Raw genomic sequence first — 24,443 nt, 5'->3', positions numbered from 1 at the left:
GAAGCAACCTGAACGCAGATTGATACAACGACAAACAGTCAGAAAAGGAAAGCAGCAATGAAGATTTACGACCGCCCCGGTTTCCCCAATCCCGCACGCATCCGCATCGTGCTGGCGCAGAAGAATCTCGATTCGAAAGTAACGTTCGAATCAATCGACCTGATCGGCGCCGAGCACAAGCAGGCGGCCTTTCTGGCGAAGAATCCCTCCGGCGTGCTGCCGCTGCTGGAACTCGACGATGACACGCTGATCTCGGAAAGCACCGCCATCACCGAGTACCTGGACAACCTCGACGGCAATCCGGTGCTAACCGGCCGCACGCCGAAGGAAAAGGCAATCATCCACATGATGCAGCGCCGCGCCGAGAGCGGTCTGATTGACGCCGTCGGCATCTATTTCCATCACGCGACACCGGGATTGGGCGACGACCTGCAAAAGTACAAGAGTCCGGAATGGGCGCATCGCAAGGAATGGGGCGAACGCGAACGCGCCAAGGCGCTGCAGGGCATGGCGTATTTCGACGGCATCCTGCGCGACAGCAGTTACGTCGCGGGAGAACAATTCTCGATGGCCGACATCACGGTGTTCGCCGGCCTGGCGTTTGCGGATGCGGCAGGCATTCCCATTGCCGCCGATCTGAGCGCATTGCAGGCCTGGCGCGCAAAGGTGGCGGAGCTGCCGGCAGTGAAAAATCGCAGCGGGCAGATGTTTGTTGAGGAAGATTTGCGCCGCATGGGATTCTGAGCCGTCAACCGGCAGCAGGCAATATCGACTGCAGCAGCGGGAAGCGTCGCCCTTCGTGAGAGGGGCGGCGCTTTTTCATGCGTGCTTCGGAAACGGCGATTGCTTCTCCGATCCTGTCATGAAAAGTTGAGACTTGCATTATGAAATTAAGTGACGTATAAAGCAATCTGGTTTCAATTTAAAACCATTTAATTTCGTTCTGGATTTTCATCATCAATTTTCAGGAGAACAGCTTGATTCCCGCACACGCAGATTTTGACAAGACCTTTCCATTCGCACCGCATTTCGAGACGGTCAATGGATTTCAAATGCACTATGTGGACGAAGGAGATCGTGCACGAGAGGTCGTGTTGTGTCTGCACGGAGAGCCGACCTGGGGCTATCTGTACCGGTCGTTGATCACGGCGCTGTGCGGCGACTATCGCGTGGTGGTCCCCGATCACATGGGCTTCGGCAAGAGCGAGACGCCGCAAGACCGCAGTTATTGGCTGCAGGATCATATCGACAACCTCGAAAAATTCGTCCTTCAGCTGGACCTGAACGACGTCACCCTGGTCATGCACGATTTCGGCGGTCCGGTCGGCATGGGGGTGACCGCACGCCATCCCGGGCGCATCAAACGCATCATTTCAACCAACGGCCCGACGCCGTTCGGACAACCCGACGGACTGGAGCGCCTGCTGAAAAATGCCGGCATCGCGCCCTGGTTCCAGTGGATCGTGAAGGCCAATGAAGACGGCAGTCTGGAACAGGTATTGGGGCAGCTCGGTTTCAACATCCTCAGCGCCATGAAAATCAACGGCTTCGAAAATCACGCCGTGATCAGCGACACGTGGATTGCCGCGTACGGGGGGCACTTCAGCACGCCGCGCGATTGCCTGGGAGCGATAGGTTGGGCGAAGGGCTTCGCGACCGGTGTGCATCGGTTCGAAGAACCTGACGCGGCGGCGATAGCGATGATCCGGAGCAAGCCGGCGTTGGCGATCTGGGGCGACGCCGACAAGACGCTGCACGCCGATATTTTCCTGCCGCTGTTCACGGTGCTATTCCCCGGCGCGGACGTGCATCGGATACCGGGGGCCGGGCACTATTGCTTCGAAGACGCGCCCGATCAGATCGCGGACATCGTCAAGAGATTCCTGCAAAACAGCTAGGAAATCGAGTTGGAAATACTTCAGGCGCGAAGTTGCCCGGACGGTCCGAAGGAGGGAGCGATGCTTGAAGATTGATGGGAATTGTCGCGCATGAGCGCCGCGCGACAGCTTTTTGCGGCGGTGTTGACCGCCGTTCGGATTTTCGGCTAAACTCGGCTCCGCAGTTGATTCACCAACTGCCGTAGGCGTTACCGTCATCCAACGCGTCCCCTTCGAGAGGAGCCCAGCAGGGCAGTTCCCGATGATTCAGGACGCCGTTACGATGACCGCATATTCTGCCCTCCCGGGCATACGCCTATCTGAAATTTTCAGATTACAGATTTGCCAGTTTTCGATATCCGCCGCTTGCGCAAAGGATATCGGCTGGACCGTGTTCGCCTTGTCGATTCTTCTCAAGGCGATCCGGAGGGAGAAGCAGGACCTTGCAGGTCTGGTTGGCGGCTTTATCGCAACCGAACCAAAAGGTAATTCAATGAAACTCACCGGCAATACCATTCTCCTGACCGGCGGCACCAGCGGCATCGGCCGCGCGCTCGCCGAGGCCCTGCATGACCGCGGCAATCGTGTCATCGTCACGGGGCGGCGCCAGGCGCTGCTTGACGAGATGGCGAACACTCGCCCCGGTCTGGTCGGGCTGAAAGTCGACGTGGATGATGCGGCGTCATTGGCGCAGCTGTCCGCTCAGATGCGTGAACGCTTTCCCCAACTCAATGTGCTGATTGCGAATGCGGGAATATCGCGCACTGAGGATATGGTGTTGGATGACTGGACTGCGACCGATGCAGAAGCCATCGTCCAGACCAACATCCTCGGCGTACTGCGCGTTGCAGCGGCGATACTGCCGCTGCTCAAAGGCAAGCCCAACGCCGCATTCCTGGCGACCAGCTCCGCACTGGCCTTCGTGCCGCGCGCGGATTTCCCGACGTACTGCGCCAGCAAGGCATTCCTGCATTCCTGGTTGCAGTCGCTGCGGCATCAGATGCGCGCTTTCCCGATCGAGGTGCTGGAGCTTTCACCTCCCTACGTGCAGACCGGCCTGACCGGCGCGCACCAGCTCGACGACCCGCGTGCAATGCCGCTGCCCGACTATCTGGCGGAGGTGCTGCGCCTGCTGGAAAACGGTGAAACGCCGCGCGGAGAAGTACTGCTCGAGCGTGACCTCCCGCGGCGCTGGGCGGAGCGTGATGGCGGCTATGACGCCATGTTTGCGGTCATGAACCCCGCCTGAAGAACAAGCATCCTCATTCCTGAATTTACGAAAGAATTTTATATGACGACTCAATGCACCGGGCCGCTGAATCATCTCAGCCTGCCCACAAAGAACCCCATCGCTACGGCTGCATTTTTTGAGCAGCATTTCGGCTGCCAGATTGTCGCCGTCGGCAAACATATCCTCTTGAAAAGGGACGGTTTCGACATCGTGCTTGACCACACCAGCGATGACGTCAGCTGGCCTGCGAATTTCCATTTCGGATTCGAGATGGCTACGCTGGCAGAGGTGAAGCAACTTTACCGGACCTTCAAGACGGAGGGCGTGCAGATGGAGACGGAGGTATTCAACAATTCACGCGGTTCCCGTTTCTTTTGCCGCATGCCGGAGGGGATCATGATTGAAGTGAATACGCGGGAGGACCGGGAGGAGGGCTGGAAGAAGCTGTTTTGACCTTCACTCGTCCAAAACAGAAAATACCCGTAAAGGGTAATGCCGCTCAGTGACGTTTTTCAGCACGCGTGCGTCATATTTTCCTGGTCTTTCCTTAACGGCCCGGTCGGATTTTCGATCGGGCCGTTGTTCATTGAAATACAAAAACAGATTAATTCGCGTGCAAATCAACAAGGGGCAGGATGCAGGCCTGCAGATACTCTGCTGATCTGCCATTCGGGCTCTCATCGGAAGGATGTTTTTATTGCTCGACGTATCGGCGAATACTGGCCCGGCTTGCATCGCCGCATGCGGCTATTCAGGCTCCGTTGAGCAGCAGGCCGGGCACCTCGTCCAGTCCCCCGACGACAACGGCAGGACTGATGCCGAGTTCGTCGAAAGTATTGCCGCTACGGTTGATCCAGCAGACCGTGAAGCCGTAATGCGCCGCGCCCGCGGCATCCCACGCATTGGACGAGACAAACAGCATTTCCTCCGGAGCCAGAGAAAACGCCTTGCCTGCCAGGGCGTATACGCGGGAATCAGGCTTGAAGACGCCGACGGCGTCCACACTCAGCAGATGCGAGAAAAATGACTGCAGTCCGCTTCCGCCGACCACCTTGCTGATCGAAAAATCGGAGCCATTAGACAATATCGCCATCGGCAGCTTCATCTCCTGCAGCTTGCGCAAGGCATCCGGCACTTCAGGATAGGGCGACAAATTCAGGTAAGCGTCGCAAAGCGTTTCCATCGCTGCAGTATCCAATTCCAGCTTGAAGTGCGCCGACACGAACGCCAGCGCATCCCTGGTCGCCTGTTCAAACGAGATGGTTTGACCCATCAGGCTGCGCAGCCATGAATATTCCAGCTGCTTCTGGCGCCAGAGCACGCTGACTTCCATGCCGCGTCCCGGTGCAGCCTCATCGCATCGCTGAGCGACGGAATGCACGTTGTACAACGTGCCATACAAATCGAATACCACCGCCTTGATGCCTGCCAGCTTGTTCATGTCTCCTCCGTGATTCTTCGTATCAATCATGTATCTGTCTTGTATCGCGATGCCGTATCCGGCGGGCTATAGCGCCGAGTGGTCTTTCACGGCTTCGGAAAGTTTCGGCTTGAGCGTCAGGAAACGCTCGTCCAGCGAAGCAGGATCGGCGCGATTCTGAGCAATCATGTTGGCGCGGACTTCGCCACCCCTGATCACTTGAAACACGCCGTCTTCGATCCCTTGCACCGCCGCTTGCGCGACCGCCTGCGCTGACTCCCGCACAAAGCCCAGATCGGGCCCTGCTTTGGATGAGGCCATCATCGGCGTTTCCGTGGCGCCCGGATAGACGGTCAACACATGCACGCCTTCGCCCTTCAGCTCCCTGCGCAGTGCTTCGCCGAAATGCGAAATGCCGGCCTTGGCCGCAGCGTAGGTGGCGTAAAAAGGAACGCCGACGAGAGCGATCCCGGATGCGACGTTGACCACCATGCCGTCGCCCGACGCACGCAGGTCCGGCATGACGTCGCGCGTCAGCAAGATCGGTGCGATCAGGTTGACTTCTATCATTTTGACGATGTCGGCGTCCGGAGTCTCCTCAAGCCGTCCGGCACGTACTCCGCCGGCATTGTTGATGAGAATATCGATACCGCCCAGCCACGCGCGCGCCAGGCTGATCATGCGTTCCCGTCCCTGGGCCGTCACGACGTCGGCGTCGATGCCCTCGGCCTGTCCACCTTCGCTTTGCAGCAGGCCGATCGCTTCGCGCACCAGTTGCGCGCGCCGCCCGACGATGAATACGCGCGCACCCTTGCGCACCAGTTCCTGCGCCATCGCCAAACCGATGCCGCTAGAGCCGCCCGTCACCAATACACGTTTTCCTTTTACATTCATGGCGCTCTCTCCGGATCAGACGGCAGGATAGTTAGAAGGAAACAAGGCCCGTTGTGCTTCTTCGTCATTGGTCTTCTTGAAATCGATATCGGCGCCGACCTTCCGGGCTCGCGCAGTCGCCGGCCGGGCGTCCATGGCCTGGAACCAGCGCTTGACATTGGGGTAGTCGCCCAGCGGATCTTCCGGTTTCTTGAAAACGTGTCCGGCCCGGTCCACCCATCCCCACGCCGAAATATCGGCGACGGTGCATTCGTCACCGACGATATAGGTGCGCCCCTCCAGCCGCTGGTTGAGCACCTGATAATGCCGGTCGATTTCACGCCGGTAGCGGTTGACTGCATAATCCAGGCCGGCAGGCGCCGCATGCTGGAAATGGACGGCTTGTCCCGAGAAAGGTCCCAGGCCGGTGGCGATGAACATCAGCCAGGACAAGACTTCGCCGCGGTCCTTAGGCTGGCCGAAAAAGCGGCCGGTCTTTTCCGCCAGATACAGCAGAATGGCGGTGGAATCGAAGACTGTTGCCGGCACGCCTCCCGGTCCGTCCGTATCGACGATGGCCGGCACCTTGCCGTTGGGATTGATCTTGCGGAATTCGGGATCGTGCTGCTGTCCCTTGCGCGTATCGACGGGAATAATCTCGTAGTCGAGGCCGGTCTCTTCAAGAAACAGCGAGACTTTTGCCGGGTTCGGAGTGGGATGGAAATAAAAGCGGATCATTAGCGGATGCTCCTTGTTGGAAGTGGACGTTGACGTTCAGGCGCCGGCACGAAGCTAACGGTGCTGTGAGCCGGTGGCCTGGCCGCCACGGAAACACCGGTGGCGATGACCGCGATGGCCATCATGCCGACAGCGCCAAAAACAGTTCACAGAACGTTTGCACAGAAGTCTCCTTGCTGTCGATTATTTTTATACCAATTGGTCTAATATGATCAGGATCATGCCGGATAACCTGATATCCTGCAAACGGAAAATCACGTCGGAGAAAATATTTCATGGGACGCCCAAGAGAATTTGATGAAGCGCAGGTATTGGATGCGGCGGTGCAATGCTTCTGGAAGCATGGTTACGAAGCCACCTCGATGCATGACCTCGTCGCAAGGACGGGCCTGACCAAAGCCAGCCTCTACAATGCCTTCGACGATAAACGCGGCCTGTACGGCCGGGCGCTGGAGCACTACATCGCCGCCAGCTTCGCCGACCGTGTGCAACGTTTTGAAGGGCAACTGCCGCCGCTTGAAGCGATCAGGGCGTTCTTCGCCGAAATCATTCAGCATTCCGTCAATGACCGCCAGCGGCGCGGCTGCATGCTGATCAACTCGGCCCTGGAAACAGCGCCGCATGATCCGGAGTTTCGTGACATCGTCAACGACGTGCTGAGCCAGATCGAAGGATTCTTTTTCCGCAACGTCCAGGCCGGGCAACGCGACGGTTCGATACAGTCAGCGATCCCGGCCGCCGACCTGGGCCGAATGCTGCTGGGCCTGCATATCGGCGTACGGGTTCTCGCTCGCACCAAGCCCGAAAAGGCGCTGCTGGAAGGAATGATCAGGCCGGCGCTGACGCTGCTTGAACCACCAGCTGCGGCGCCGGCGCGAAGAAAATCTGTGCCGTTAAAATGAGCTGACTGAATATCCGGGCCCACACCAAGACCCCGAGAATATTGCACGCGCGAGTGAATTCGCTTTTTGTGGGTAAATTTGTGGGTAGAAATGAAGAACGGGCCTGTAAGGCCCGTTCTGTATGGTGTCTGGCGGAAGGTGTGAGATTCGAACTCACGAAGGGCTCTCACCCTCGCCAGTTTTCAAGACTGGTGCATTCAACCGCTCTGCCAACCTTCCTGCGCAAGCCGGGCATTATACATGACTCTCCCGGCCGTCGTCCTTTTCAGATTTTTAGAAAATACCCGGGTAAGCGCCGCCGTCCATCAGCACGTTCTGGCCATTGATGTAGCCGGCGTGCTTGCTGCACAGGAACGCGCAGGTGGCGCCGAACTCGTCCGGGTCGCCGAAGCGGCCGGCCGGGGTTTCGGCCATGCGTTGCAGGCGGACTTCGTCGGGCGTTTCGCCGGTGAGCTTGGCGGAGCCGACGAAGCTGCTGCGCAGGCGATCGGTTTCGAAACTGCCGGGCAGCAAGTTGTTGATCGTCACGCCGCTCTTGGCAATGTGGCGCGAGACGCCGGCGACGAAACCGGTCAGGCCGGAACGGGCGCCGTTGGACAGGCCGAGGTCGTAACGCGGGGCCTTGACCGAGCTGCTGGTGATGTTGATGACGCGACCCCAGCCGCGCTTGATCATCTGGTCGACGGTGGCCTTGATCAGCTCGACCGGCGTGAGCATGTTGGCGTCGATGGCCTTGAGCCAGATCTCGCGATCCCAGTCGCGGAAATCGCCCAGCGGCGGACCGCCGGCGTTGTTGACGAGGATGTCGGGACCGTGGCCCGGCTCGCCGGCGATTTCATCGACGGCGGCAAGTGCTTTTGCGCGGCCTTCGGGCGTGGCGATGTCGGTGGCGACGGCGATGACCTTGATGTTGCCGAGCGCGCGCAGCTTTTCGGCGGCCTGGTCGAGCGTGTCCTGGCTGCGGGCGACGATGACGACGTGGGCGCCTTCGCGCGCCAGGTGTTCGGCGCAGGCGTAGCCGAGGCCTTTGCTGGCGCCGCAGACGAGGGCGATTTTTCCTTGAAGTCCTAGATCCATGATTCCTGATTCCTTAATGTTGGGGTGTCACATTCTTGCGTGGTCGATACATTGCTGCGCCGGATTAAAAAATTTCATCGGGCGTTTCTGAGCAGATCGCGCGCTTCGCTTGTGACGGCGAAGGCTGGCTGATAAACTGGCGGACAGCTTGAGGAGGGATGGGCTGCGGTGTTGCGGACGATGATGCGTTTATTTTTTCCGGATCAGGTAAATCGCCAGCGCAATGATGATCACCACGCCCGCTTCAAGTACAACTACCAGAACGCCGCTGCTTCCGTTACTCACGCCTATCTCCTTTTGGGTCGCCAGTTCGGCAAGTCCTCTGTGTTTTTACGACGGGACTTGTCCGGCCAAGTGCGTACTTTACACCTATGATGCATTCTTTGTATTTCACCGTCGTGGTCAACTTCTTCCTCGGCGGCGTGCTCGGCGCCATCGGCGGGCTGTTCGGCATCGGCGGCGGGCTGATCGCGATTCCGGTGCTCGGATTCCTGTACGGCATGGACCAGCAACTGGCGCAGGGGACCGCGCTGGTGATGATCGTGCCCAATGTGGTGATCGGTTTCTGGCGCTACAAGCAGCGCAACAAGATCGAGCTCGGTTCGGCGCTGCAGATGGCGGTGCCGGCGGTGTTCACGACTTACTTCGCGGCGCGCTTTGCAACCTCGATCGAGGCGCGCTCGCTGCATCTGGCGTTCGCCTTGTTCATGGTGGTGCTGGCCTTGTACTACCTGTGGACCTTGCTGCGCAGGCAAAAGGAAATGATCCCGCGCGCGCGCCTGCCGCAGAAATACATCTTCCTTATGGGATTGGCGGCGGGTGCATCGGCGGGATTCTTCAGCGTCGGCGGCGCCATCGTGGCGGTGCCGGGATTGGTCGGCCTGTTCGGCATGACGCAGACTGCGGCGCAGGGCCTGGGCCTGGCGATGGTTACGCCGGGGACGCTGGTGGCGCTATGGACTTACGCCAGCGCTGGCCATGTCGACTGGAGTGTCGGTATTCCGCTGGCGCTGGGCGGTGTGCTCAGCATTTCCTGGGGCGTGGCGCTGGCGCACCATTTGCCGGAGCGGCGGTTGCGCATGCTGTTCTGCGGAGCGCTGATTGCGATTGCCGCCTGGATGATGACGCACGGCTGAGCCTTCTTCAAACAACAATCAGGCGGCTTCCTTCTCCACCGGCACCGGCGGCACCTGCGCCGTTTGCTGGCGGATGAATTCCACCAAATCGCGTGCATACAGGGGCAGGGCGTCGAGGCTTTGCACCACCATGCTGCGCTCGCGCACGCTCCACGGATCACTCAGTTCGACCAGGCTCAGCTGCATGGTCTGCTTGTGGCGCAGCGCAGCCGATTGCGGCACGATGCCGATGCCGACGTTGGTCTCCACCATGCGGCACATCGCTTCGAAACTGCGCACCTGGATCCGCAGCTTGAGGCGCTGGCCGCTTTCCGACACGATGCGGTTGAGGAAGTGATGCAGCGTGCTGCCTTCATGCAGGCCGACGTGTTCGTATTCGAGCGTCTCGGCGAAAGTGACCTTGCCGACGCCGGCCAGCGGATGTTCCAGCGCGGTGGCGAGGATCAGCTTGTCGGTTGAAAAATTCAGGATCTCCAGTCCTTCTCCCTGCACCGGTCCGGCGACGATGCCGATGTCGGCCGTGCCTTCCTGGATGCCGCGCATGATGTCGTGGTTCAGCCGTTCTTCCAGCGCCACGTTGACCTGCGGATGCAGCGTGAGGAATTTGCCGAGGATTTCCGGCATGAACTCCGTCACTGCCGTGGTGTTGGCGAAGATGCGGATATATCCCTTGATGCCGTTGTTGTACTGCTGCATGTCGCCCTTGAGACGCTCGACCTGCTGCATGAATTGCTGCGCGTGTGAGAGAAAGGTCTGTCCCGCCGGCGTCAATTGCACACCTTTGCTTTCACGGTAGAGCAGGCGCATGCCGAAGCGTGCTTCGAGTTCCTTGATGCGGTTGCTGGTCGCCGCCAGCGACAGGTTCATGCGCTCTGCGCTGCGCGTGAGGCTGTTGAGTTCGGCGATCAGGATGAACAGTCGCAGGTCGGTGAGGTCGAATAGCATGATGTCTCTCTGAAGTGAGCGCCAGCATGAGGGGCGCCGGTCTTTTTGTCCGCACTTATATTACGCCTAAAACCTGCATGGTTGTGGCAGGTATCCCGATCACCCGGCCAGCACCACCTGATTGCGTCCTTGCTGCTTGGCCTGGTACAGCGCCGCATCCGCCATCTGCAGCAGGCCTTGCGGCGTATCCGACTTGCCCGGAATGATCACGGCGACGCCGATGCTGGCGGTGACGACATGGAAGGGCGAGGCGGCGTGCGGCAAGTTCAGTTGTTCCAGCGCGCGACGGATGGTTTCGGCAATGCCGAGCGCGCTGTGGCTGTCCGTCATGGGTGCGATGAAGGCAAATTCTTCGCCGCCGTAGCGTGCTGCAAGATCGCCCACGCGGCGCACGTTCTTGCCGAGCAGGTTGGCGATGGCGCGTAGGCAATCGTCGCCGCACTGGTGTCCGTAGGTGTCGTTGTAGGCCTTGAAATAATCCACGTCCAGCATGGCCAGCGCCAGCGATTGGCCGCTGCGTCCGGCCCGGCTCCATTCTGCGGCAAACACTTCATCGAAGCGGCGCCGGTTGGCAATGCCGGTCAGGCCGTCGGTCTGGCTCAGGGTTGCGAGCTTGCTGTTGGAATCTTCCAGTTCGTGGGTGCGTTGCCGTACACGCGCTTCCAGCCCGCGTTCGCGCACGCGCAATTCATCCATCAGGATCGAGAAGCCGATGCCGACGATGCACAGCGTCAGGATGAACTCCTGTGCGTGGATGATTTCCAGATGCACCGAGATATCGCCGAAAGGCCGGTTGCCGCTGGTCAACATGATCGATACGGCGAGCGAAACCAGCGCCACCGTCAAGGCCGTCCAGCGCGTCCCGAAGCGCACGGCGATGTACAGCACCATCGGCAACAGCAGCGTCGGCGTCATCGAGACGCCGTTGATGGCGCCGCCGTAAGTCGAAAAGATCACGCCTGCCAGCACGACGATCACCAGCACCGCCAGGGCATCCGTCTTGTGCAGCCTTACGGGCTCATGGTCGGTCTGTGTCAAAGCCAATAGCAGCGGCGCATATATCATCATGCCGAGTGCATCGCCAAACCACCACAGGCGCGTCAGCGTGAGGTACGGCGTGCCGGTCGCCATCTGCGTCTTGAGCACGGCGGCGGCCATCAGGCTCGCCAGCAGGGTGCCGATCAGCGGACCGGCGATGGTGAATTTGCGCAGGTCTTCCACGCGTTTCAGGTCGGACGATGCGCCGGCGCGGCGCATGAGCAAATAGGTGACGGCGACTTCGATCAGGTTGATGACGCTCAGCTGCACTGCGACGGCCGGCGTGAATACGGCCATGTTGGCGAAGGTGTCGGAGCAGAAGGTCAGTATCGCCATCAGCCATCCGCGCTGTCCGCGAAAGCGCATCAGCGCCGCCAGCAGCACCGCGTTGGGCAGCCAGACGACGACTTCGTTCTCGGGAGTGACGGCACAGAAAAAGGTGAGCTTGACGCTGGCGAAGTGGACCAGCGGCAACAGGATATAAAACCACCATCGTGGGCTTTCCCATGCCCGATTCGTATTGTTCATTGCTTCGTTGTAATTGCGCGTACCGGAACGGCACGCGGCAATTGTAACGTCAGAAAACACAACGGACCATGACGGTCCGATGTGTTTGTGTTGCTATTTTCAGGAAGGTTTCCTGATGGCATTTTCCTGCGTTTCGGGAAGCTTACTTGCCCTTGCCCATCGCTTCCATCATGCGCACCGTCAGGTACAGGCGTGGCACCACGCTGTCGAGGTCGGCCCATTCGTCGGAGGAGTGGATGCGGTCGCCGACGATGCCCATGCCGTCCAGCACGATCGGCTTGCCGGTCTTGGGATTGTAGGCGAAGCCGGCATCGGTGCCGTAGCGCATGGAGACCGGCGTGATCGACTTGCCCAGTTCCTTGTAGATGCTGTCGGCGGTGGCGGCCAGGCGATCGCTGTCGGCGTTCTTGCTGAACGGCGGACGGCGGTTTTCCACCTTGACCTTGACCTCGGTTTCGGGGATCAGCTTTTTCTGGATGATCTTGTCGGCATCGGCCTGCACACGCTGGATTTCACCGACGTCGGACATGCGCATGTCGGCGGTGGCGCTGGCTTTTTCAGGAATGATATTGACGCGATCGCCGGCCTGGATCACGGTCCAGTTGACGGTAGTGCCCTTGGCCTGGCTGCCCAGGTCCTTCAGCTGGATGATCTGGTTGGACAATTCCACTGCGGCGTTGCGGCCTGCTTCCGGCGCCGAACCGGCGTGCGAGGCGCGACCCTTGACGTCGAGGTGGACGTAGGCGATGCCGTTGGTGGCGACGGTCACGACGTCGGCTTCAGGCGGTTCGAACACCAGCACGTAATCCTGGTCGGCCGACAGTTTGGTGATCATGTCGCGCGAACCGAGCGAGCTTTTTTCTTCATCGGGATTGAACAGCACGGTCAGCGTCTTGTAATCCTTGAAGCCCCGTTCGCGCGCGATATCCAGCGCGTACACGATCAGCAGCGCGCCGCCCTTGGCATCCGCCACGCCCGGACCGAAGGCCTTGTTGCCCGTGATCTTGAAGGGGCGCTTGCCCGCTTCGCCGATGCCGAACACGGTGTCGTAGTGGATCATCAGCATGATGTTCTTGCTGCCGTTGCCCTGCAGCTTGCCGATCACCATCTTGCCGGCGGCTGGTGGCGCCGCGACGATTTCCACGCTGGCGCCGACTTCCTTCAGGCGCTGCGCCAGTATCGCTTCAACCTGCGCCAGTCCCTTGGCGTCGTCGGTGCCGGAATCGATATTGACCAGCGTGCCTAGATCCTTGACCAGCACGTCCTTGCGTTTTTGCGCGGCTTGCAACAGCGCGTTGTCGGCATTGACCTGAGCGAAGGAGGCGGCCGAAGCGGTACAGGCGAGGGCAGCGATGAGCGACATCAAATGGTTTTTCTTCATGGATCTCTCGTGGAATGTTGATCGAATAATAAACTTTGGCCGCATGGATGGCGGCGTGTCGCCACTATAGCAGCGGAACGGTGCGGCGCAAATGCTGCGTATTGAGGCCAGCGGCGGCGCTGCATTGGAGGAAATCCGGCGGGGAAAATGATGCGCCCGCACATCGATGACTTCACGCCAGACGATGCCCCCCTTCGGAAAATACAGATTGTTTTGACAACTTGCGGCCTTCAGACTCTGCTCCATTCGTGACCCGGCGCTCATCCGCCGCTCACTTCACTGCGATCCTCTGCGAGTATTTCATGAGCCAGCATGACATCGACCTGACGCTGTTGCGTCAATGGGTCGGCAAGACCGAAAGCCGTAGCGACTTCATCCACCCGGGCTTCGCCGCCGCGCTTGCCGCCACGCTCGACCATCCGCAAGTACCGGCCGCAGGCGACGCCTTGCCGCCGCTGTGGCACTGGATCTATTTCTGGACCGCGTGCCGTCAGTCGGAAGTGGGCGAAGACGGCCATCCGCGCCGCGGCGGTTTCTTGCCGCCGGTGCCGCTGCCGCGCCGCATGTGGGCCGGAGGGCGCCTGCGTTTCACGGCGCCGCTGCCGATCGGCGCCACCGCGGCCAAGACTTCGCGCATCGCCAGCGTCGACGTCAAGAAGGGCAAGACCGGCGAGCTGGCCTTCGTCACCGTGGCGCACGAGATCGCGCACAACGGCAAGGTCGCGATCCATGAAGAACACGACATCGTCTATCGCGGCATGCCGCAGCCCGGGGCGGCTCCCGTGGCGCCCCGGCAGGCACCGAAGGAAGCCGACTGGCGTCGTCACATCGAGCCCGATCCGGTGCTGCTGTTCCGCTACTCGGCGCTGACCTTCAATGGCCATCGCATTCACTACGACCGCAGCTACGTCACCGGCATCGAAGGCTATCCCGGCTTGATCGTGCACGGTCCGTTGATCGCCACGCTGCTGGTCGACCTGCTCGGGCGCAACCTGCCGCTGGCGCGCCTGGTGGAATTCAACTTCCGCGCGGTCGGCAGCCTGTTCGACATCGACGCCTTCGAGATCTGCGGCACATTGTCGGACGACGGCAAGCGCGCCGAACTGTGGGCGCAGAACCTGCGCGGCGAACTGGCGATGCAGGCCGAGGCTGTACTGGCCTGAACATGAAATTACGTCACACATTTCACTCAGTTCCACTCATTCATCAGCAGGAGAACCGTTAATGCTTCCTCAGTCGGACGCCTATCAGGACTTGCGCGACGCCGTGCGCGATCTTTGCAACACCTTTCCGCCGGAGTACTGGCGCAAGGTCGATGAAGCGCGCGGTTATCCGGAAGAGTTCGTCGACGCGCTGACCAAGGCCGGCTGGCTGGCGGCGCTGATTCCGGCAGAATACGGCGGTTCCGGTCTCGGGCTGACCGAGGCCTCCGTGATCATGGAAGAGATCAATCGCACCGGCGGCAACTCCGGCGCCTGCCACGGCCAGATGTACAACATGGGCACCTTGCTGCGCCACGGCTCCGAGCAGCAGAAGCAGCTGTACCTGCCCAAGATTGCCAGCGGCGAACTGCGCCTGCAGTCGATGGGCGTGACCGAGCCGACCACCGGCACCGATACCACCAAGATCAAGACCACCGCGGTCAAGAAGGGCGACCGTTACGTCGTCAACGGCCAGAAGGTCTGGATCTCGCGTATTCAGCATTCCGACCTGATGATTCTGCTGGCGCGCACCACGCCGCTGGATCAGGTCAAGAAGAAGTCGGAAGGCATGTCGATCTTCCTGGTCGACCTCAAGCAGGCGATCGGCAACGGCATGTCGGTGCGTCCGATCCTGAACATGGTCAATCACGAGACCAACGAACTGTTCTTCGACAACCTGGAAATCCCCGTCGAGAATCTGATCGGGGAAGAGGGCAAGGGCTTCAAGTACATCCTCGACGGCCTCAATGCCGAACGCACCCTGATCGCCGCCGAATGCATCGGCGACGGGTACTGGTTCATCGAGAAGGCGGCGCAATACGCCAAGGAGCGTGTGGTGTTCGACCGTCCGATCGGCATGAACCAGGGCGTGCAGTTCCCGATCGCCGACAGCTACATCGAGCTGGAAGCCGCCAACCTGATGCGCTTCAAGGCCTGTGAACTGTTCGACGCCCATCAGCCCTGCGGCGCGCAAGCCAACATGGCCAAATTCCTCGCCGCCAAGGCGTCGTGGGAAGCGGCCAACGTCTGCCTGCAAACGCACGGCGGCTTCGGCTTCGCCTGCGAATACGACGTCGAGCGCAAGTTCCGCGAGACGCGTCTCTACCAGGTCGCGCCGATTTCCACCAACCTGATCTATTCGTATGTGGCCGAGCACATCCTCGGTCTGCCGCGGTCTTTCTGAGGAATCGGACATGAGTTCACATCCTTCACGCGTCCTGAGCGAGTTCCTCGCCGGCCTGCGCTATGACGACATCCCGGCGTCCGTGATTGCGCGTACCGAAGACCTTTACCTCGACTGGTTCGCTTCGGCCCTGGCGGGCAAGGGCGCACGCCAGATCGACATCATGGAACGCTACGTCGAGAAGATGGGACCGTCCAGCGGACCGAGCACCATCCTCGTCAATCGCAAGAATAGTTCGCCGTATTTCGCCGCGCTCGTCAACGGCGCCTCGTCGCATCTGGTGGAGCAGGACGACGTCCACAATGGTTCGGTGTTCCATCCGGCGGCCGTGGTGTTCCCGGCGGCGCTGGCGGCGGCGCAGGATCTCGGCAAGTCGGGCGCAGATCTGCTGGTGGCAGCCGTAGCCGGCTATGAAGCGGGCATCCGTATCGGTGAATTCCTCGGTCGTTCGCATTACCGCATCTTCCACACCACCGGCACGGCCGGCACCTTGGCCGCAGCGGTGGCAGTCGGCAAGCTGATGGGGTTCAACGCCGATCAATTCCTGCATGCGCTCGGTTCGGCCGGTACGCAGGCAGCCGGCCTGTGGGAATTTTTGCGCGACGCTGCCGATTCCAAGCAACTGCATACCGGCAAGGCCGCCGCCGACGGCTTGCTGGCGGCCTACATCACGCGCGACGGTTTCACCGGCGCGCAACGCATCCTCGAAGGTGCGCAAGGGATGGCGGCGGGGATGTCGACCGATGCCGATCCGGCCCGGCTGACCGACCGCCTCGGCGCGCGCTGGGCTACCGCCGAGACCTCTTTCAAATTTCATGCTTCCTGCCGCCATACGCATCCGGCTGCTGACGCGCTGCAGTTGCTGATGCAGCGCGAGGGCTTGCAGCACGATCAGATCGTTGCCGTGAATACGCGCGTGCACCAAGGCGCCATCGACGTGCTCGGTCCGGTGGTCAATCCGCAGACGGTGCATCAGGCCAAGTTCTCGATGGGAACGGTGCTGGGACTGATCGCGGTGCATCAGAGTGCCGGACTGGGCGAGTTCGAACAGCATGCGCTGCAAGACGGCAAGGTCGGCGCATTCCGCGACAAGGTCCGGATGACGCTGGACGAGGAGGTCAACACCGCCTATCCGGCACGCTGGCTCGGACGCGTGGAGGTCGACACCGTTGACGGCCGTCATCTGAGCGCCGCCGTCGACGTGCCGAAGGGCGACCCGGACAATACCTTGTCGCGCGACGAGCTGGAAGACAAGGCGCAGCGCCTGATCCGCTTTTCCCGCGCCGCCACGCCGCAGGAAACCGACCGCATCATTGCTCACGCCTGGCAGCTGCATGCGGCGCCTGCAGTGAACGATGCATTGAACAACTTATTCGCGAGATAAATCATGATGCCGTCCACCCGTCCTCTCGAAGGCATTACCGTCGTCAGTCTGGAACACGCCATCGCCGCGCCGTTCTGCACGCGCCAGCTGGCCGACATGGGCGCCCGCGTGATCAAGGTCGAACGTCCCGGCGTGGGTGACTTCGCGCGCGGCTACGACGAGCGCGTCAACGGATTGTCGTCGCATTTCGTCTGGACCAACCGCTCCAAGGAGAGCCTCACGCTCAACCTCAAGGACGCGGAGGGCAAGGCCATCATCGGCAAGCTGCTGGACCAGGCCGACGTGCTGGTGCAGAACCTCGCGCCCGGCGCGGCGGCCGGACTCGGTCTGTCGGCGGCGGTGCTGCACAAGAAGAATCCGCGCCTGATCGTCTGCGACATCTCCGGCTATGGCGAGAACGGCCCTTACCGCGACAAGAAAGCCTACGACCTGCTGATTCAGAGCGAAGCCGGTTTCCTGTCGGTGACCGGCACCGCCGGCGAACAGGCCAAGGCCGGTTGTTCGATCGCCGACATCGCCGCCGGGATGTACGCCTATTCGCACATCCTGGCGGCGTTGATCAAGCGTGGCCGCGACGGCAGCGGCAGCCACATCGATTTGTCGATGCTGGAGTCGCTGACGGAGTGGATGAGTTTCCCGATGTATTACGCGTATCAAGGTGCATCGGCGCCGGTGCGTTCGGGCGCCGAGCACGCAACGATTTATCCCTACGGTCCTTTCACCGCCGGCGACGGCAAGGTCGTCATGCTGGGCCTGCAGAATGAGCGCGAATGGAAAGTCTTCTGCGAATCCGTCCTGCAGGATCCGGCACTGGCGCACGATGCGCGCTTCTCGACCAACTCGCGCCGTCACGAGAACCGCGCCGAACTGCGCAAGCTGATCCTCGACATGTTCGCGCCGCTGACGGCGCAAGAGGTGGTGGCGCGGCTGGACCAGGCACAGATCGCCAACGCCAGCGTCAACACCATGCAAGACCTGTGGGAGCATCCGCAATTGGCGGCGCGCGAGCGCTGGACCGAAGTCGGTTCGCCGGCCGGAAGCTTGCCTGCCTTGTTGCCGCCGGGCGTGAACAACACCTTCGATTTTCGAATGGATGCCATTCCGGCACTGGGCCAGCACACCGACGCCATTCTCGCCAAACTGGGCTACGCGCAGGGCGAGATCGATACCTTGCGCGCACGCGGAGCCGTCTGATGTCTGCGTTTCCGCTCGCGCGCTCCTACCTGTTCGTTCCCGCCAACCGCCCCGACCGTTACGGCAAGGCGTTGGCAAGCGGTGCGGATGCAGTCATCGTGGATCTGGAAGATGCCGTGGCGCCGGCCGCCAAGGTGCAGGCGCGCGACACGCTGGCCGACTGGCTGGCGCAGCAAGCGGCGCCGCAAGAAAAGCTCTGGGTGCGCATCAACGCCGCCGACACCGGCTGGTACGCCGACGATGTGCGCTGTTTCGCCAATGCGCCAATCGCCGGCATCGTATTGCCGAAGGCCGATGACTGCGACGCGATCCGCAACATTGCCCAACATTTCGTCGGCCCGCGCAGCCGTTCGCGCCTGTTGCCATTGATCGAAACCGCTGTCGGTATTGCGCAGATGCGCGATATCGCCCGGGCGCGGCATGTCGAGCGACTGGTGTTCGGCTCGATCGACCTGCAGGTCGATCTCGGCATCCAGTGCGAACCGCAGGAGAGCGAGTTGACGCATCTGCGGGTCGAGATGGTCATCGCTTCACGACTGGCGAACATCGCGCAACCGGTCGACGGCGTCACGACCACGTTCGACGACGCGCCTTTCCTTGAACACGCGGTCAGCCGGGCGCGCCGCATCGGCTTCGGCGCCAAACTGTGCATTCATCCGCGCCAGGTCGGGATCGTCAATCAGGGATTCCTGCCCAGCGCCGAGGAAGTCGTCTGGGCTTGCGCCGTCATGGCGGCGGTGGAGAGGAGCGATGGCGGCGCGATATCGTTGAACGGAAAAATGATCGATAAGCCGGTCATCATGCAAGCCGAAAAATTCCTGCGGCAGATCCGCGAGGAATAGATGATGAGAAATAAATGATTTGATGCAGCAGCGATCCGATACCGCCAACGTAGCCGTGTTCCTCGCCACCGATGCATCGCATTTCCTGACCGGAATGGAAGTGCCGGTCGACGGTGGCCGTATCATCTGAGGATTCATTCGAACCGGAGAAGACAGCATGAAGATCCAGGCAGCAGTATTGAGAGAAACAACCACCGTCGAACCTTTCGCCACCAGTCGCCCTTTGCGCATCGAAGAGCTCGATCTCGACGCGCCCGGACCAGGCGAAGTGCTGGTCCGCATGCGCGCCGCCGGCCTGTGCCATTCCGACTTGTCGGTGATCACCGGTGTGCGGCCGCGGCCGGTGCCGATGGCGCTGGGCCATGAAGCCTCGGGCGAAGTGGTCGAGGTCGGCGCCGGCGTCACCGACCTGCGGCGCGGCGACCTCGTGGTGCTAGTTTTCGTGCCGAGTTGCGGCCATTGCCTGCCGTGCATGGAAGGCCGTCCGGCGCTGTGCGAGCCGGGCGCCGAAACCAACACCAAGGGACAGCTGCTGTCGGGCGCGTTGCGTCTGCGCGCGCAGAACAAGCCGGTCAATCATCACATGGGCGTCTCGGCCTTTGCCGACCATGCCGTGGTGTCGCGCCGTTCCTGCGTCAAGGTCGACGCCGACATCGATCCGGTCGAAGCCGCCTTGTTCGGCTGCGCGGTGCTGACCGGCGTCGGTGCTGCGGTCAATACCGCCGAGGTCAAGGCCGGCACCACGGCCGCCGTGCTCGGGCTGGGCGGCGTCGGCTTGTGCGCCATGCTGGGCGCGCTGGCTTCGGGCGCGCGCGAAGTGATTGCAGTCGACCTGCACGACAGCAAGCTGGCGCTGGCCAAGTCGCTGGGCGCCACGGCGACGGTCAATGCGCGCGATCCGGACGCAGTGGAAAAGGTCAGGGCGCTGACCAGGGGTGGCGTCGACTACGCCTTCGAAATGGCCGGCTCGGTGCAGGCGATGGAAGCCGCTTACCGGATGACGCGCCGCGGCGGCATGACGGTCACCGCGGGCCTGCCTGCACCCGACCAGAAATGGGCCCTGCAGCAAGTCAGCCTGGTGGCCGAGGAGCGCACGGTCAAGGGCAGCTACATCGGATCCTGCGTACCGCTGCGCGACATTCCCCGTTACATCGGCCTGTACCAAAGCGGCCGCTTGCCGATCGACAAACTGATGGGGCAGCGGCTGGCGCTGTCGGATATCAACAGCGGCTTCGACCGTCTGGCTTCAGGGGAGGGATTGCGCGATCTGATCGTTTTTTGACGGATTTTTCCAATAGCATCATCCAGGAGACAAAGCATGACCAAAAAACTATTCGCTGCGGCAACGACCGCAGTATTGCTGGCCTTCGCACTACCGGCGGCACCGGCGCTGGCGCAGCAGACCATCGTCATCAAGTTCAGCCACGTGGTGGCCAACAATACGCCCAAGGGAAAAGGCGCCGAGCGCTTCAAGCAACTGGCCGAAGAGCGCACCAAGGGCCGCGTGAAGGTCGAGGTGTATCCCAACAGCCAGCTCTACAAGGACAAGGAAGAACTAGAAGCCTTGCAGCTCGGGGCGGTGCAGATGCTGGCGCCTTCGCTGGCGAAGTTCGGCCCGCTGGGCGTGAAGGAATATGAAGTCTTCGATCTGCCGTATATCTTTCCCAATCGCGCAGTGTTGGCGCGCGTCACCGAAGGACCGATCGGCCAGGGCCTGTTCAGGAAACTGGAAACCAAGGGCATCAAAGGCCTGGCCTACTGGGACAACGGCATGAAGGTGATGACGGCCAACAAGCCGCTGCACAAGGTTGACGATTTCCGCGGCATGAAGATGCGCATCCAGTCGTCCAAGGTGCTGGACGAACAGTTCCGGGCGCTCAAGGCCAATCCGCAGGTGCTGGCGTTCTCCGAGGTGTACCAGGCGATGCAGACCGGCGTGGTCGACGGCAGCGAAAACACGCCGTCGAACATCTACTCCCAGAAAGTGCATGAAGTGCAATCGCAGCTGACGGTGTCCGACCATGGCTACATCGGCTACGCAGTGATCGTGAACAAGAAATTCTGGGAAAGTCTGCCGCCGGATGTGCGCGGCCAGTTGGAGTCCGCGATGAAGGATGCAACACGCTACGCCAACGCCATTGCACAGCAGGAGAACGAAGATGCGCTGGCGGCGATCAAGGCTTCCGGCAAGACCAAGGTGTATTACCTGACCGACGCCGAAAAGGCGGAGTGGCGCAAGGCCTTGCTGCCGGTGCACAAGTCGATGGAGTCGCGCGTCGGCAAGGAGCTTATCCAGGAAATCTATAAGGAGACGGCAAATCTCGGCGCAAAGTAAATTTTCGCAGCATTAAAGAAGCCCGCCGGCGCAAACCGGCGGGCTTTTTGTTTTGCAGCGCTGAATTGAAACTCAGGGCGCCGGATTCGGCTGCGTCTTGTGGATCGCGTCGATCTGCTCGATGATTTCCGGCGACAGCTGCAACGACAGGCTGTCGATGTTGCTGCGCAGCTGTTCCAGCGTGGTGGCGCCGATGATGTTCGATGTAACGAACGGGCGGCTGTTGACGTAGGCCAGCGCCAGTTGCGCCGGATCGAGGCCGTGCTTGCGTGCCAGCGCGACGTAGGCGGTGGTGGCGGTTTGCGCCTGCGGGTTGGAATAGCGGGTGAAGCGCTCGAATATGGTCAGGCGGCCTGCGGCGGGGCGGGCGCCGTTCTCATATTTGCCGGACAACATGCCCATGGCCAGCGGCGAATAGGCCAGCAAGCCGACCTGTTCGCGATGGGCGAATTCGGCGAGGTTGATTTCGAAGCTGCGATTCAGCAGGTTGTAAGGATTCTGGATCGAGACCACGCGCTCCAGATCGAATTTTTCGGCCGCGCGCAGGAATTGCCCAACACCCCAGGCGGTCTCGTTGGACAGGCCGATGTGGCGGATCTTGCCGGCCTTGACGAACTCGGACAGGACGCGCAGCGTCTCATCGATGGCCACGGTTTCTTCGTCGGCGACGTGCGCATAGTTGAGCTGGCCGAAGCTGTTGACGCTGCGATCCGGCCAGTGCAACTGGTACAGGTCGACGTGATCGAGCTGCAGGCGTTCCAAGCTGCCATTGAGCGCATCGGTCAGTCCCTTGCGGTCGAGATTGTTGATGCCGCCGCGCACATGGCGCGGGTTGTGCGGCTTGCGTGCGGGGCCGGTGGCCTTGGTGGCGATCAGCAACTGGTCGCGCTTGCCGGATTTCTTCAGCCAGGTGCCGAGGTAGCGTTCGCTCAGGCCCTGGGTTTCCGCCTTGGGCGGCACCGGATACATTTCGGCGACGTCGATCAGGTTGATGCCGCGCTCGACGGCGTAGTCGAGCTGGGAGTGCGCTTCGGCTTCGGTATTCTGTTCGCCCCAGGTCATGGTGCCGAGCGTAATCAGGCTGACGTTGATGTTGGTGCGGCCAAGAGGGCGGTATTGCATGAATGATCCTTTGAGAAAGCGCAGGAGCGCAACAGACGAGACAAGCGCGAAAGACGGCGTGCGGTAAATGAAGTAGTATATCCGCGCGCTGCAATCCTCGCAGCACCCGCTTCCACGCACGATCCCGCACAAGAAGAATCCTCGCCAATGACCTCTGCCATCGCGCCAGAACAGCTGTTGCATCACCGTTCCTTCCGATTGTTCTGGCTCGCCAGCGTAGCCTCCACGATTGCGCTGCAGATGCAGATCGTGGCCGTCGGCTGGCAGGTCTACCAGCTCACGCGCAGCCCCTTCGACCTCGGCATCGTGGGGCTGGTGCAGTTCATTCCTTCTCTGTTTCTCGTCTTCGTGGTCGGCCATGTGGCGGACCGGCATGACCGTCGCCAGGTCGCGCGCTTCAGTATTCTGGTGGAAGCGATTGCCGCCGGTTTGCTGGCGGCGGGCAGTTTGGGCGGCTGGCTGACCAAGGAAGCAATTTTCGCCATCGTATTTGTCATCGGTGCCGGTCGCGCCTTCAGCAAGCCGACCATGTCGGCCATGCTGCCGACGCTGATGCAACCGTCGCTGTTGCCGCGTGCGGTGGCCGGTTCGGCATCGGCGACGCAGGTGGCAATCATCATCGGACCGGCCATCGGCGGCTTCCTGTATGTGGCCGGGCCGTCGACGGTGTACATCACCAGTTGCATCCTGTTCGTGCTGTGCAGCGTGCTGGTGTCGATGATCAAGGTGGAAACGCCGCCGGTCAAGCGCGAGAACGCCACGCTCAAATCGGTGTTCGCCGGCATCGCCTACATCCGCAGCAAGCCGGCAATCTTCGGCGCGATCTCGCTCGATCTGTTTGCGGTGCTGCTGGGCGGCGCGACGGCGCTGTTGCCGGTGTACGCGCACGACATCCTGCACACCAATTCGGTCGGACTCGGACTGTTGCGCTCGGCGCCGGCGGTGGGGGCCTTGTCGGTGGCGATTTTCCTGGCGCGCAATCCGCTCAGGGGCCGCATCGGCCGCACCATGTTCATCGCGGTAGGAATTTTCGGACTGGCGACGATCGTATTCGGGTTGTCGCAGTCTTTCGCCGTGTCCTTGCTGGCGCTGGTGGTGCTGGGGGCCTCGGACATGATCAGCGTGGTGGTGCGTTCGACCTTCGTACAGCTGGAGACGCCGGACGAAATGCGCGGCCGCGTGAGCGCGGTGAATTCGGTCTTCATCGGCACCTCGAACCAGCTTGGCGAATTCGAGTCCGGCCTGACTGCTGCGTGGTTCGGTGCCGTGCCGGCGGTGCTGATCGGCGGCATCGGCACGCTGCTGGTGGTGGCGCTGTGGATCAGGCTGTTCCCGCAGCTGTTCCAGGTCGATCGCCTGGTCGACAACACCAGTAAAAAATCATCCTGAATCAGGGCTCGGGATCCTGGTTGGCGAGATGGATCTTCACGTGCGGCAGCGGCCCGTCCGCCTCTGAAAACACCACCGGGCAATTGACCACCAGGCTGGTCTTTTCTATGCTCACCTGGCCGGCTTCTTCCGCGCTCAGGACTTCTTCTTCCGACTTCAATATGCGCGGCTGCTTTCCTGCCAGCCAGGTGACCTTGTGCACCTGCCATAGCGGCGAATAGTTGAGGTTGGCGTTGGCCGCGCCGATGGGTGAGGGCAGCGACGGCAGCACGCCGCCTTGCTTGAAATTCACGAATGAATAGATGCGCTCGACCGCACCCGGTTGGCCGGGCTGGAGTTGCCTGAGGGCGTTGGCCAGGCGCGGCACGTAGTTGGCGCCCATCTCTGCCGCGGCCTTCTTGTCGGAGACGTCGGTGGTTACGTAGCGCACCACCTTGCCGTCGTACCAGCCGGAGACCAGCGGCAGTTCGACGATGTCGCCGGTGGCTTGGGCGTGCGCCGGCGAGAGGCCGCAACAGGCGGCAACGAAAGCGGGAAGCAGATGCAGGAAATGTCTGGTCATGTTTTACCGATCATGGAAGAAGGCGGAACGCCGCAGGTGAGTCGCGGCGGGCTGGCGAAATATTACAACGACATCCGTCCGTCC

The 24,443-nt window shown here is 61.2% G+C and carries 23 protein-coding genes and 1 tRNA gene; 14 read left to right on the top strand and 10 right to left on the bottom strand.

Annotated features, from left to right (window positions below; genetic code table 11):
• Positions 1-57 precede the first annotated feature (57 nt).
• The 4 genes from F506_RS16070 (at position 58) to F506_RS16055 (ending at position 3,561) form a co-directional block, all read left to right on the top strand.
• Positions 58-744 carry a glutathione S-transferase family protein gene (locus tag F506_RS16070; protein ID WP_053199055.1) on the top strand — a complete coding sequence of 229 codons (687 nt, stop codon included), beginning with the start codon at positions 58-60 and terminating at the stop codon, positions 742-744.
• A 308-nt stretch (positions 745-1,052) separates the two neighbouring features.
• The gene (locus F506_RS16065; RefSeq protein WP_407638245.1) at positions 1,053-1,898 is read left to right on the top strand and encodes an alpha/beta fold hydrolase; all 846 of its coding nucleotides are present in this window, start codon (positions 1,053-1,055) and stop codon (positions 1,896-1,898) included.
• Between the two features lie 241 nt (positions 1,899-2,139).
• Positions 2,140-3,126 carry an SDR family oxidoreductase gene (locus tag F506_RS16060; protein ID WP_235471179.1) on the top strand — a complete coding sequence of 329 codons (987 nt, stop codon included), beginning with the start codon at positions 2,140-2,142 and terminating at the stop codon, positions 3,124-3,126.
• Positions 3,127-3,168: 42 nt separating this feature from the next.
• A complete protein-coding gene (locus tag F506_RS16055; protein WP_053199049.1) occupies positions 3,169-3,561 on the top strand; it encodes a VOC family protein in 393 nt (130 codons plus the stop codon).
• A gap of 298 nt (positions 3,562-3,859) precedes the next feature.
• Here F506_RS16055 and F506_RS16050 read toward each other — a convergent pair whose 3' ends face one another.
• From F506_RS16050 to F506_RS16040, 3 genes are all read right to left on the bottom strand, one after another.
• A complete protein-coding gene (locus F506_RS16050; RefSeq protein ID WP_144424188.1) occupies positions 3,860-4,540 on the bottom strand; it encodes a haloacid dehalogenase type II in 681 nt (226 codons plus the stop codon).
• 75 nt (positions 4,541-4,615) lie between these two features.
• Complete coding sequence (locus F506_RS16045; protein WP_053199045.1) at positions 4,616-5,422, bottom strand: SDR family NAD(P)-dependent oxidoreductase; 807 nt, start codon at positions 5,420-5,422, stop codon at positions 4,616-4,618.
• Positions 5,423-5,437: 15 nt separating this feature from the next.
• Positions 5,438-6,139 (bottom strand): glutathione S-transferase family protein, encoded by a 702-nt coding sequence (locus tag F506_RS16040; protein WP_053199043.1) that lies wholly within the window; start codon positions 6,137-6,139, stop codon positions 5,438-5,440.
• A gap of 275 nt (positions 6,140-6,414) precedes the next feature.
• Between F506_RS16040 and F506_RS16035 the strand changes: the two genes are divergently transcribed.
• Entirely contained in the window at positions 6,415-7,041 is a 627-nt protein-coding gene (locus tag F506_RS16035; RefSeq protein ID WP_053199041.1) for a TetR/AcrR family transcriptional regulator, read from the top strand.
• 129 nt (positions 7,042-7,170) lie between these two features.
• Here the strand turns inward: F506_RS16035 and F506_RS16030 are convergent.
• Together F506_RS16030 and F506_RS16025 are read right to left on the bottom strand one after the other, a co-directional pair.
• A tRNA-Ser gene (locus F506_RS16030) sits at positions 7,171-7,260 on the bottom strand.
• A 54-nt stretch (positions 7,261-7,314) separates the two neighbouring features.
• Complete coding sequence (locus F506_RS16025; protein WP_053199039.1) at positions 7,315-8,118, bottom strand: SDR family oxidoreductase; 804 nt, start codon at positions 8,116-8,118, stop codon at positions 7,315-7,317.
• Positions 8,119-8,489: 371 nt separating this feature from the next.
• Here F506_RS16025 and F506_RS16020 point away from each other — a divergent pair, with 371 nt between their 5' ends.
• Positions 8,490-9,254, top strand: coding sequence for a sulfite exporter TauE/SafE family protein (locus F506_RS16020; RefSeq protein ID WP_029363411.1), 765 nt, complete (start codon positions 8,490-8,492; stop codon positions 9,252-9,254).
• An 18-nt stretch (positions 9,255-9,272) separates the two neighbouring features.
• Here the strand turns inward: F506_RS16020 and F506_RS16015 are convergent, their stop codons facing one another.
• From F506_RS16015 to F506_RS16005, 3 genes are all read right to left on the bottom strand, one after another.
• Positions 9,273-10,199: a LysR family transcriptional regulator gene (locus F506_RS16015; RefSeq protein WP_016834099.1), complete on the bottom strand. Its 927-nt coding sequence runs from the start codon at positions 10,197-10,199 to the stop codon at positions 9,273-9,275.
• Positions 10,200-10,298: 99 nt separating this feature from the next.
• The gene (locus F506_RS16010; protein ID WP_053199038.1) at positions 10,299-11,765 is read right to left on the bottom strand and encodes a sensor domain-containing diguanylate cyclase; all 1,467 of its coding nucleotides are present in this window, start codon (positions 11,763-11,765) and stop codon (positions 10,299-10,301) included.
• A 142-nt stretch (positions 11,766-11,907) separates the two neighbouring features.
• Positions 11,908-13,146 carry a glutamate carboxypeptidase gene (locus F506_RS16005; protein ID WP_053199036.1) on the bottom strand — a complete coding sequence of 413 codons (1,239 nt, stop codon included), beginning with the start codon at positions 13,144-13,146 and terminating at the stop codon, positions 11,908-11,910.
• A 302-nt stretch (positions 13,147-13,448) separates the two neighbouring features.
• On the opposite strand from F506_RS16005, the gene F506_RS16000 reads away from it, so the two are divergent.
• From F506_RS16000 to F506_RS15970, 7 genes are all read left to right on the top strand, one after another.
• Positions 13,449-14,309, top strand: a complete 861-nt coding sequence (locus F506_RS16000; protein WP_053199034.1) for an FAS1-like dehydratase domain-containing protein — start codon at positions 13,449-13,451, stop codon at positions 14,307-14,309.
• Positions 14,310-14,370: 61 nt separating this feature from the next.
• Positions 14,371-15,531, top strand: a complete 1,161-nt coding sequence (locus tag F506_RS15995; protein WP_053199031.1) for an acyl-CoA dehydrogenase family protein — start codon at positions 14,371-14,373, stop codon at positions 15,529-15,531.
• A 10-nt stretch (positions 15,532-15,541) separates the two neighbouring features.
• Positions 15,542-16,915 carry an MmgE/PrpD family protein gene (locus F506_RS15990; protein ID WP_053199029.1) on the top strand — a complete coding sequence of 458 codons (1,374 nt, stop codon included), beginning with the start codon at positions 15,542-15,544 and terminating at the stop codon, positions 16,913-16,915.
• A 3-nt stretch (positions 16,916-16,918) separates the two neighbouring features.
• On the top strand, positions 16,919-18,109 hold the full coding sequence (locus tag F506_RS15985) for a CaiB/BaiF CoA transferase family protein (RefSeq protein ID WP_053199027.1): 1,191 nt from the start codon (positions 16,919-16,921) through the stop codon (positions 18,107-18,109).
• Entirely contained in the window at positions 18,109-18,951 is an 843-nt protein-coding gene (locus F506_RS15980; protein ID WP_053199024.1) for an HpcH/HpaI aldolase/citrate lyase family protein, read from the top strand. The genes F506_RS15985 and F506_RS15980 overlap by 1 nt, the downstream gene beginning before the upstream one ends.
• Positions 18,952-19,108: 157 nt before the next feature.
• Positions 19,109-20,233 (top strand): zinc-dependent alcohol dehydrogenase family protein, encoded by a 1,125-nt coding sequence (locus tag F506_RS15975; protein WP_053199023.1) that lies wholly within the window; start codon positions 19,109-19,111, stop codon positions 20,231-20,233.
• A gap of 36 nt (positions 20,234-20,269) precedes the next feature.
• A complete protein-coding gene (locus tag F506_RS15970; RefSeq protein WP_083457956.1) occupies positions 20,270-21,286 on the top strand; it encodes a TRAP transporter substrate-binding protein in 1,017 nt (338 codons plus the stop codon).
• A gap of 72 nt (positions 21,287-21,358) precedes the next feature.
• On the opposite strand, the gene F506_RS15965 is transcribed toward F506_RS15970, so the two are convergent.
• Complete coding sequence (locus F506_RS15965) at positions 21,359-22,408, bottom strand: NADP(H)-dependent aldo-keto reductase (protein ID WP_053199021.1); 1,050 nt, start codon at positions 22,406-22,408, stop codon at positions 21,359-21,361.
• A 147-nt stretch (positions 22,409-22,555) separates the two neighbouring features.
• Here F506_RS15965 and F506_RS15960 point away from each other — a divergent pair, with 147 nt between their 5' ends.
• Entirely contained in the window at positions 22,556-23,797 is a 1,242-nt protein-coding gene (locus F506_RS15960; protein ID WP_053199019.1) for an MFS transporter, read from the top strand.
• Position 23,798: 1 nt separating this feature from the next.
• Here the strand turns inward: F506_RS15960 and F506_RS15955 are convergent, their stop codons facing one another.
• Positions 23,799-24,359, bottom strand: coding sequence for a DUF7482 domain-containing protein (locus F506_RS15955; protein WP_053199017.1), 561 nt, complete (start codon positions 24,357-24,359; stop codon positions 23,799-23,801).
• Positions 24,360-24,443 lie beyond the last annotated feature (84 nt).

This window comes from Herbaspirillum hiltneri N3, assembly GCF_001267925.1.
In the GTDB taxonomy this organism is placed as follows: Bacteria; Pseudomonadota; Gammaproteobacteria; order Burkholderiales; family Burkholderiaceae_D; genus Herbaspirillum; species Herbaspirillum hiltneri.
Note: the sequence above shows the minus strand (reverse complement) of the source record. Positions and strands in the feature narration are given on the sequence as shown.

What these genes read in the sequence shown, in the direction of transcription:
- F506_RS15955 (WP_053199017.1), bottom strand. Translation starts at nt 24,359, where the DNA reads ATGACCAGACATTTCCTGCATCTGCTTCCCGCTTTCGTTGCCGCCTGT.
- F506_RS15995 (WP_053199031.1), top strand. Translation starts at nt 14,371, where the DNA reads ATGCTTCCTCAGTCGGACGCCTATCAGGACTTGCGCGACGCCGTGCGC.
- F506_RS16005 (WP_053199036.1), bottom strand. Translation starts at nt 13,146, where the DNA reads ATGAAGAAAAACCATTTGATGTCGCTCATCGCTGCCCTCGCCTGTACC.
- F506_RS16010 (WP_053199038.1), bottom strand. Translation starts at nt 11,765, where the DNA reads ATGAACAATACGAATCGGGCATGGGAAAGCCCACGATGGTGGTTTTAT.
- F506_RS15965 (WP_053199021.1), bottom strand. Translation starts at nt 22,408, where the DNA reads ATGCAATACCGCCCTCTTGGCCGCACCAACATCAACGTCAGCCTGATT.
- F506_RS16020 (WP_029363411.1), top strand. Translation starts at nt 8,490, where the DNA reads ATGATGCATTCTTTGTATTTCACCGTCGTGGTCAACTTCTTCCTCGGC.
- F506_RS16040 (WP_053199043.1), bottom strand. Translation starts at nt 6,139, where the DNA reads ATGATCCGCTTTTATTTCCATCCCACTCCGAACCCGGCAAAAGTCTCG.
- F506_RS16060 (WP_235471179.1), top strand. Translation starts at nt 2,140, where the DNA reads ATGATTCAGGACGCCGTTACGATGACCGCATATTCTGCCCTCCCGGGC.
- F506_RS16045 (WP_053199045.1), bottom strand. Translation starts at nt 5,422, where the DNA reads ATGAATGTAAAAGGAAAACGTGTATTGGTGACGGGCGGCTCTAGCGGC.
- F506_RS16035 (WP_053199041.1), top strand. Translation starts at nt 6,415, where the DNA reads ATGGGACGCCCAAGAGAATTTGATGAAGCGCAGGTATTGGATGCGGCG.
- F506_RS15960 (WP_053199019.1), top strand. Translation starts at nt 22,556, where the DNA reads ATGACCTCTGCCATCGCGCCAGAACAGCTGTTGCATCACCGTTCCTTC.
- F506_RS15975 (WP_053199023.1), top strand. Translation starts at nt 19,109, where the DNA reads ATGAAGATCCAGGCAGCAGTATTGAGAGAAACAACCACCGTCGAACCT.
- F506_RS15970 (WP_083457956.1), top strand. Translation starts at nt 20,270, where the DNA reads ATGACCAAAAAACTATTCGCTGCGGCAACGACCGCAGTATTGCTGGCC.
- F506_RS15990 (WP_053199029.1), top strand. Translation starts at nt 15,542, where the DNA reads ATGAGTTCACATCCTTCACGCGTCCTGAGCGAGTTCCTCGCCGGCCTG.
- F506_RS15980 (WP_053199024.1), top strand. Translation starts at nt 18,109, where the DNA reads ATGTCTGCGTTTCCGCTCGCGCGCTCCTACCTGTTCGTTCCCGCCAAC.
- F506_RS16025 (WP_053199039.1), bottom strand. Translation starts at nt 8,118, where the DNA reads ATGGATCTAGGACTTCAAGGAAAAATCGCCCTCGTCTGCGGCGCCAGC.
- F506_RS16065 (WP_407638245.1), top strand. Translation starts at nt 1,053, where the DNA reads ATGCACTATGTGGACGAAGGAGATCGTGCACGAGAGGTCGTGTTGTGT.
- F506_RS16055 (WP_053199049.1), top strand. Translation starts at nt 3,169, where the DNA reads ATGACGACTCAATGCACCGGGCCGCTGAATCATCTCAGCCTGCCCACA.
- F506_RS16070 (WP_053199055.1), top strand. Translation starts at nt 58, where the DNA reads ATGAAGATTTACGACCGCCCCGGTTTCCCCAATCCCGCACGCATCCGC.
- F506_RS16000 (WP_053199034.1), top strand. Translation starts at nt 13,449, where the DNA reads ATGAGCCAGCATGACATCGACCTGACGCTGTTGCGTCAATGGGTCGGC.
- F506_RS16015 (WP_016834099.1), bottom strand. Translation starts at nt 10,199, where the DNA reads ATGCTATTCGACCTCACCGACCTGCGACTGTTCATCCTGATCGCCGAA.
- F506_RS15985 (WP_053199027.1), top strand. Translation starts at nt 16,919, where the DNA reads ATGATGCCGTCCACCCGTCCTCTCGAAGGCATTACCGTCGTCAGTCTG.